Annotated in this window: 7 protein-coding genes and 1 tRNA gene; 3 read left to right on the top strand and 5 right to left on the bottom strand. The window is 60.7% G+C overall.

The window, feature by feature from the left end:
* Positions 1-275: 275 nt before the first annotated feature.
* A tRNA-Ala gene (locus VN623_RS04655) sits at positions 276-351 on the bottom strand.
* A gap of 274 nt (positions 352-625) precedes the next feature.
* Between VN623_RS04655 and VN623_RS04650 the strand changes: the two genes are divergently transcribed.
* From VN623_RS04650 to folD, 3 genes are read left to right on the top strand one after another with little or no spacing between them, the layout of a single operon-like run.
* Positions 626-916 carry a YggT family protein gene (locus tag VN623_RS04650; RefSeq protein ID WP_325568613.1) on the top strand — a complete coding sequence of 97 codons (291 nt, stop codon included), beginning with the start codon at positions 626-628 and terminating at the stop codon, positions 914-916.
* Entirely contained in the window at positions 913-1,263 is a 351-nt protein-coding gene (locus VN623_RS04645) for a DUF167 family protein (protein WP_325568611.1), read from the top strand. Before VN623_RS04650 ends, VN623_RS04645 begins: the two co-directional genes overlap by 4 nt.
* 28 nt (positions 1,264-1,291) lie before the next feature.
* Positions 1,292-2,179, top strand: a complete 888-nt coding sequence (gene folD / locus VN623_RS04640; protein ID WP_325568609.1) for a bifunctional methylenetetrahydrofolate dehydrogenase/methenyltetrahydrofolate cyclohydrolase FolD — start codon at positions 1,292-1,294, stop codon at positions 2,177-2,179.
* A gap of 85 nt (positions 2,180-2,264) precedes the next feature.
* On the opposite strand, the gene VN623_RS04635 is transcribed toward folD, so the two are convergent.
* The 4 genes from VN623_RS04635 to gshB all read right to left on the bottom strand — a co-directional run bounded on the left by VN623_RS04635 (position 2,265) and on the right by gshB (position 5,621).
* A complete protein-coding gene (locus tag VN623_RS04635; protein WP_325568607.1) occupies positions 2,265-2,471 on the bottom strand; it encodes a KTSC domain-containing protein in 207 nt (68 codons plus the stop codon).
* 31 nt (positions 2,472-2,502) lie between these two features.
* The gene (locus VN623_RS04630; protein ID WP_325568615.1) at positions 2,503-4,032 is read right to left on the bottom strand and encodes a YifB family Mg chelatase-like AAA ATPase; all 1,530 of its coding nucleotides are present in this window, start codon (positions 4,030-4,032) and stop codon (positions 2,503-2,505) included.
* 75 nt (positions 4,033-4,107) lie between these two features.
* Positions 4,108-4,641 (bottom strand): hypothetical protein, encoded by a 534-nt coding sequence (locus VN623_RS04625; protein ID WP_325568605.1) that lies wholly within the window; start codon positions 4,639-4,641, stop codon positions 4,108-4,110.
* Between the two features lie 20 nt (positions 4,642-4,661).
* Complete coding sequence (gene gshB, locus VN623_RS04620; protein ID WP_325568603.1) at positions 4,662-5,621, bottom strand: glutathione synthase; 960 nt, start codon at positions 5,619-5,621, stop codon at positions 4,662-4,664.
* Positions 5,622-5,724 lie beyond the last annotated feature (103 nt).

Here is a 5,724-nt window from a genome sequence, read left to right as displayed (position 1 = left end):
ACTCCGGCAGGCGAACCGGAAGGCTCATTTGCGATCGACATCCCTCATCATACGACATGGGAAATCAAAGGTTAGCGATTCTGAATTGATCCCCGCATCGGGGTGCCAAGGCCGGGCACCCCGTCTTATCAATGCTGATTTAATGGCATCTCCAGACGCAGCCGCGCTTCTTTGGATGGTGCGTTTCAGTACGCCCGAGCACACCAGTTGTGAGGCCAGCTGACTTGGCATAAGTGCCTGATACAGCTGCTAAGTTAGCGAAGACGGCTGTTGACTGGTGGAGCCGAGGGGAATCGAACCCCTGACCTCTGCAGTGCGATTGCAGCGCTCTCCCAACTGAGCTACGGCCCCAAAGGCGCCGGCATTTAGGATTTGCCGCGAAGCCTTGTCAAGAAAGCCGCCCGGAGGCAAGCCAAGCGTTGCCGTCCGCCGCGGCGCGACGTGTTGTGCCTGCCCAATGACTTCGCCGGGAGGCGGCGGTAACTTTTCCACCGGCCTGCGCATGCGCCGCAGCCCAACGCCGCGGTAGCCTATCGCGGGAAGCCTGGTTGAGCCCGATCAAACACTTGCGAGCCTGGGCGCGTCGAGGCTACATGACGCGGCGCCACTTAACTTCGGATCAGCGATGCTCGAATTTCTCGGTTTTATCAGCTATCTCATCACACTGTACACGTACATCGTCATTGCTGTCGTCATCGTGAGCTGGTTGATGGCCTTCGGCGTTATCAATGCCTACAACCCGATGGTGCGCTCGATCTGGCAAGGCCTGAACGCCGTCACCGAGCCGTTGCTGGCGCCAATTCGGAATGCGATGCCGAACATGGGCGGCATCGATATTTCACCGGTCATCCTGCTGCTCGCGTGTTACTTCGTGCAGAGCGTCGTCCTTCCGAACATCGCGAAGGCGGTGATTTGAGACGCAGCCAGGACGGCGTCGCGACGAGCCCCAAAGCTTGGCGGCACGGCGCCGCGTGCGTCATCGCGCACTTTCGACTTATTCCGAAAGCCTCCAAAGATGCCGTAGACGGGCTCATCGACACGACCGATGGCCCGGTCTTTCAGGCGCGGGTGCGCGCCCTTCCGGAGGATGGAGCGGCTAACAAGGCGCTTGAGGACCTCGTCGCCCGCTGGCTCGATGTGCCGAAACGTTCGGTTTCGCTAGCGACCGGCGGCAAATCGCGGCTCAAGTCCTTGCGGATTGACGGCGACCCGGCGGCGCTCGACAGGATGTTGCAGGAACGAGCAGACGACTTTTCACGATAGAGACACAAAGCAAAGAGGAACGACGGGGATGTCCGGAGCGCAAATCATCGATGGAAAGAAGATAGCGGCCGACGTCCGCGCCGAGGTGGCGGCGGAGGTGGCGCGGCTGATGAAGGACCACAGCATAAAGCCGGGCCTCGCCGTCGTGCTTGTCGGTGAAGATCCGGCGAGCAAGGTTTATGTGGCGAACAAAGCCAAGCAGACCGTCGAGGTCGGCATGAATTCCTGGGAGCACCGGCTTCCGGCCGAAACGAGCGAGGCCGATCTTCTGGCTCTCGTCGAGAAACTGAACAACGACCCGGCGTGCCACGGCATCCTCGTGCAGTTGCCGCTGCCGAAGCATATCAATTCGGAAAAGGTTCTGAATTCACTCAACCCGGACAAAGACGTCGACGGATTTCATCCCGTCAATGTCGGCCGGCTTTGGGTCGGCGAACGAGCGCTCGTGCCCTGCACACCGACCGGATCGGTGATCCTGGCCAAAAGCGTGCGGCCGAGCTTGTCCGGCCTTGACGCCGTCGTCATCGGCAGGTCGAACATCGTCGGCAAGCCGGTCGCGGCACTGCTGCTGCGCGAGAATTGCACCGTCACTGTGGCGCATTCGCGAACCAAAAATATCGAAGACATCGTCAAATGCGCCGATCTCGTGATCGCCGCCGTCGGCATTCCGGAAATGGTCAAGGGAAGCTGGATACGGCCCGGCGCGACGGTGATCGACGTCGGCATCAACCGTGTGCCGGCGGAGAACGGCAAGACAAAGCTTGTCGGCGATGTTGCCTATGAAGAGTGCGCCAAGGTTGCCGGCGCGATTACGCCGGTGCCGGGTGGCGTCGGGCCGATGACGATCGCGTGCCTGTTGCGCAACGCTGCCCAGGCCGCCGCGATGCAGGCGGGCATCAAGTCGGCGTTCGCGTAATCCAATCCGTTTCGAAAATGGATCGGCACAAATTCAAAACACTGGGCACCGCTCCGGCGTTTTCTTTTTGGCATGACAATCGAGATTAGTTACGCTCGCGGCACGCATACTGATCGCGAATGTGCGTGTTGAAATACTCGCCAGCCGACGACGCCGTTATCAACCCGTCGTATTCCCAGCCGGGCACGCCGAAGTAGGTATAACGACGGCCTGTCGTAAACGTGACATCGAGTGTTAGCGCATTTGGATCGTAGTCAGCGGCGCGCATAACCGACGAATTGGGAAAGTCCATTGGGCGTCTCTTTCGCCACGAAATATTCCGCTTAGGCGGCCCGGGCCTGGCGCAGCGTTTCCCCGCGATAGCTCAACGCTTCGGCGATGTGAGCACGCGCCACGGTTTCACAACCCGCGAGGTCGGCAATGGTTCGCGCCACTTTCAGCGTTCGGTGGAAGCCGCGCGCCGAGAGACCGAGCGTCTCGGCGGCCTGACGCAGAAGCGCCGTACCGTGCTCATCCGGCATCGACGTCTGCTCGAGCAGCGCTGCCGAACACTCGGCATTCGTTCGAACACCCTTGACGCCTAGCGCCGCAAAGCGTGCCCGTTGGCGCTCGCGCGCCGCCGTCACACGCGCACGGACCTCGGCACTCCCCTCGGCTGCCGGTGGCAAGACCAAGTCGGCGGCTGAGATTGCCGGAACTTCGATCTGCAGGTCGATGCGATCAAGCAATGGGCCGGAAATGCGCGCTTGGTAATCGGCGGCGCAGCGCGGACCGCGGCGACACGCGAGCCCCGGCGACCCGCCGCCGCATTTGCACGGGTTCATCGCCGCGACGAGTTGGATGCGGGATGGATAGGAAATGCGATGATTGGCGCGCGCAATGACCGTCTCTCCCGATTCCAACGGCTGGCGAAGTGCGTCGAGCACATTCGGCTGGAATTCCGGCAACTCATCGAGAAATAGCACACCGTGATGCGCCAGCGAGACTTCTCCCGGACGCGGTCGCGAACCGCCGCCGACCAGCGCCGCCATGCTGGCCGAATGGTGCGGCGCGCGAAACGGGCGATCGACGGTGAGCTTGCCGCCCATCAGCTCGCCCGCCAATGAGTGCACCATCGAGACTTCGAGAATTTCTTCCGGCAGAAGCGGCGGCAGGATCGAGGGCAAGCGCGCCGCGAGCATCGATTTGCCGGACCCTGGCGGCCCGATCATCAGCAGATTGTGGCTGCCTGCCGCGGCTATTTCGAGAGCCCGCTTGGCCGTTTCCTGACCCTTGATGTCGCGAAGATCGGCAAGATAGGCTTGCGACGGCAGAATGTTCGGCTTCGGCCGCGACAGCGTCTGCATGCCCTTGAAGTGATTGACGAGCGACAGCAGGTGCGGCGCCGCCAGGATGTCGATGTCTTCACTGGCCCACGCCGCTTCGGGACCGGAGGCCTGCGGGCAGATGAGGCCCTTGCCCATCGTGTTCGCCCCGATGGCGGCCGGCAGCGTGCCGGGAACGGCGCGAATGGAACCGTCGAGCGCCAGCTCTCCGATGGCTGCGTAGGACGCAATCGCGTCCGGCGCGATGGCTTCCATCGCCGACATCATCGCCAGCACGATCGGAAGATCGAAATGGCTGCCTTCCTTCGGCAGATCGGCAGGCGCCAGATTGACCGTGATGTGCTTGAAGGGCAGGCCAAGCCCGACAGCGTGCAGTGCGTTGCGGACGCGCTCGCGGCTTTCAGCAACGGCCTTGTCTGGCAGGCCGACGATGGCGAACGCTGCAGCCCCAGGCGTGACGCGGACCTGCACCTCCACGGGGCGCGCTTCGATACCAATAAACGCGAGCGTGGAAATCTGGCCGTACATAGCGCCCCCTGACATCGGAACGCTAAATTGAACGGCGGATAGTTGTCAAGAACAAATGCGGAACGACAGAACCGCTTAGCCCTTTGTCATCACCAGCGTCAGACCAATGAGCGACGTATTGATGAACTGAATCTCGACCACCTGTTTGTTGTCGCGCACGACGATATCCATGTTGGCGGCGAGGTCGGCGCCTTGGACCTTGATGCGAAATCCCTTCGGCGTGACGTCCCCCGACAAGTCACCTTCAAAATTGTGGGTCGTTTCCTTCCAGTGGCCGGTCAGCTTTCCCGCAGCATCTTTGATGTTGCTCAGTACCTCGATACTGCCGCCCGACGTTGCGCAGCGGATCGTTTGTTTCAGTTCGTCCTTTGCGTCGTTGAGGAAGTACGTAGCGCGGCATTTGACGCGCTCGGGAGCGCTCGCCTTGAATCCCAGCATGCCTTCGCCCGTCCATCGTCCAGCGAATTTCTCGAACTCTGAATTGGGATCGGCCGACGCCGGCGCCGGCATCATCAAAAAGAGAAAACAGAGAGAAAGAAGAAGGTCGCGTATTGATCGAACAATTACACCTCTCGTAAACCCGTCGAACATGAACTCAGTACCCTTCACTTGATTTTCGGATTCGTATTTCAATTCTTTGACGCAGCCACGCGGACCTTTTTTTCGATCACGTCCCAGATCATCGCGGCGATGTCGTTGCCGCCGAACGCCTTCACCTGCCGGATGCCGGTCGGCGACGTGACGTTGATCTCGGTGAGATAAGGACCGATGACGTCGATGCCGGTGAAGATCAAGCCGCGGCGCTTCAGTTCCGGCTTCAGCCGCGCGCAGATTTCACGATCGCGCTCGTTGAGTTCGACCGGCACAGCGCTGCCGCCAACGTGCAGGTTTGAACGCGTTTCGCCGGCCTGCGGTACGCGATTGAGTGCGCCCGCGATTTCGCCATCGACCAGGATAATGCGTTTGTCGCCGTCTTTCACTTCAGGCCGGAATTCCTGGACCATGAACGGTTCGCGGAACACGGTTTGAAACAGTTCGACCAGCGAGCTGAGATTTCCGTCACCGGGCTTGATACGGAAAACCGCCGCGCCGCCGTTGCCGTAGAGTGGCTTGATGATGATGTCTTTGTATTCGGCGCGGAACGCCTGCACGTCGGCGAGGTTGCGCGTGACGAGCGTCGGCGGCATCAGATCGAGAAAATCGAGGACGAACAATTTTTCGGGCGCGTTGCGGACGTGCGCGGGGTCGTTGACGACAAGCGTTTTTGGGTGAATGCGCTCGAGCAGATGCGTCGTCGTGATGTAGGCCATGTCGAATGGCGGGTCTTGCCGCAGCAGAACGACGTCGAACTCGGCGAGATTTTCGATGCGGGGATTTGAAACCGCGAAATGCGCGCCGTGCTTGTCCTCGACCATAAGGCTTTGGCCGCGCGCCAGAAGCCTATCGCCATGCAGTGAGAGATCGGGGGGCGTGTAGTAGAAAATCTCGTGCCCGCGCTTCTGCGCTTCAAGCAGAATCGCGAACGTCGAGTCGCCGGCGATGTCGATCCTGTCGATCGGGTCCATTTGAACGGCAACGCGAAGGGGCATGTGAAGCTTTCGATCCGAAAGGCGTGTTGATCGCCACGATACCGCGGGCGAGCGTCAGCCGGTGGTCGTTTAGCTGATTTAAACCGGCGGCGAAATGATGCGT

Origin of the sequence: Hyphomicrobium sp. (assembly GCF_035572195.1) — a bacterium.
In the GTDB taxonomy this organism is placed as follows: Bacteria; Pseudomonadota; Alphaproteobacteria; order Rhizobiales; family Hyphomicrobiaceae; genus Hyphomicrobium_B.
Note: the sequence above shows the minus strand (reverse complement) of the source record. Positions and strands in the feature narration are given on the sequence as shown.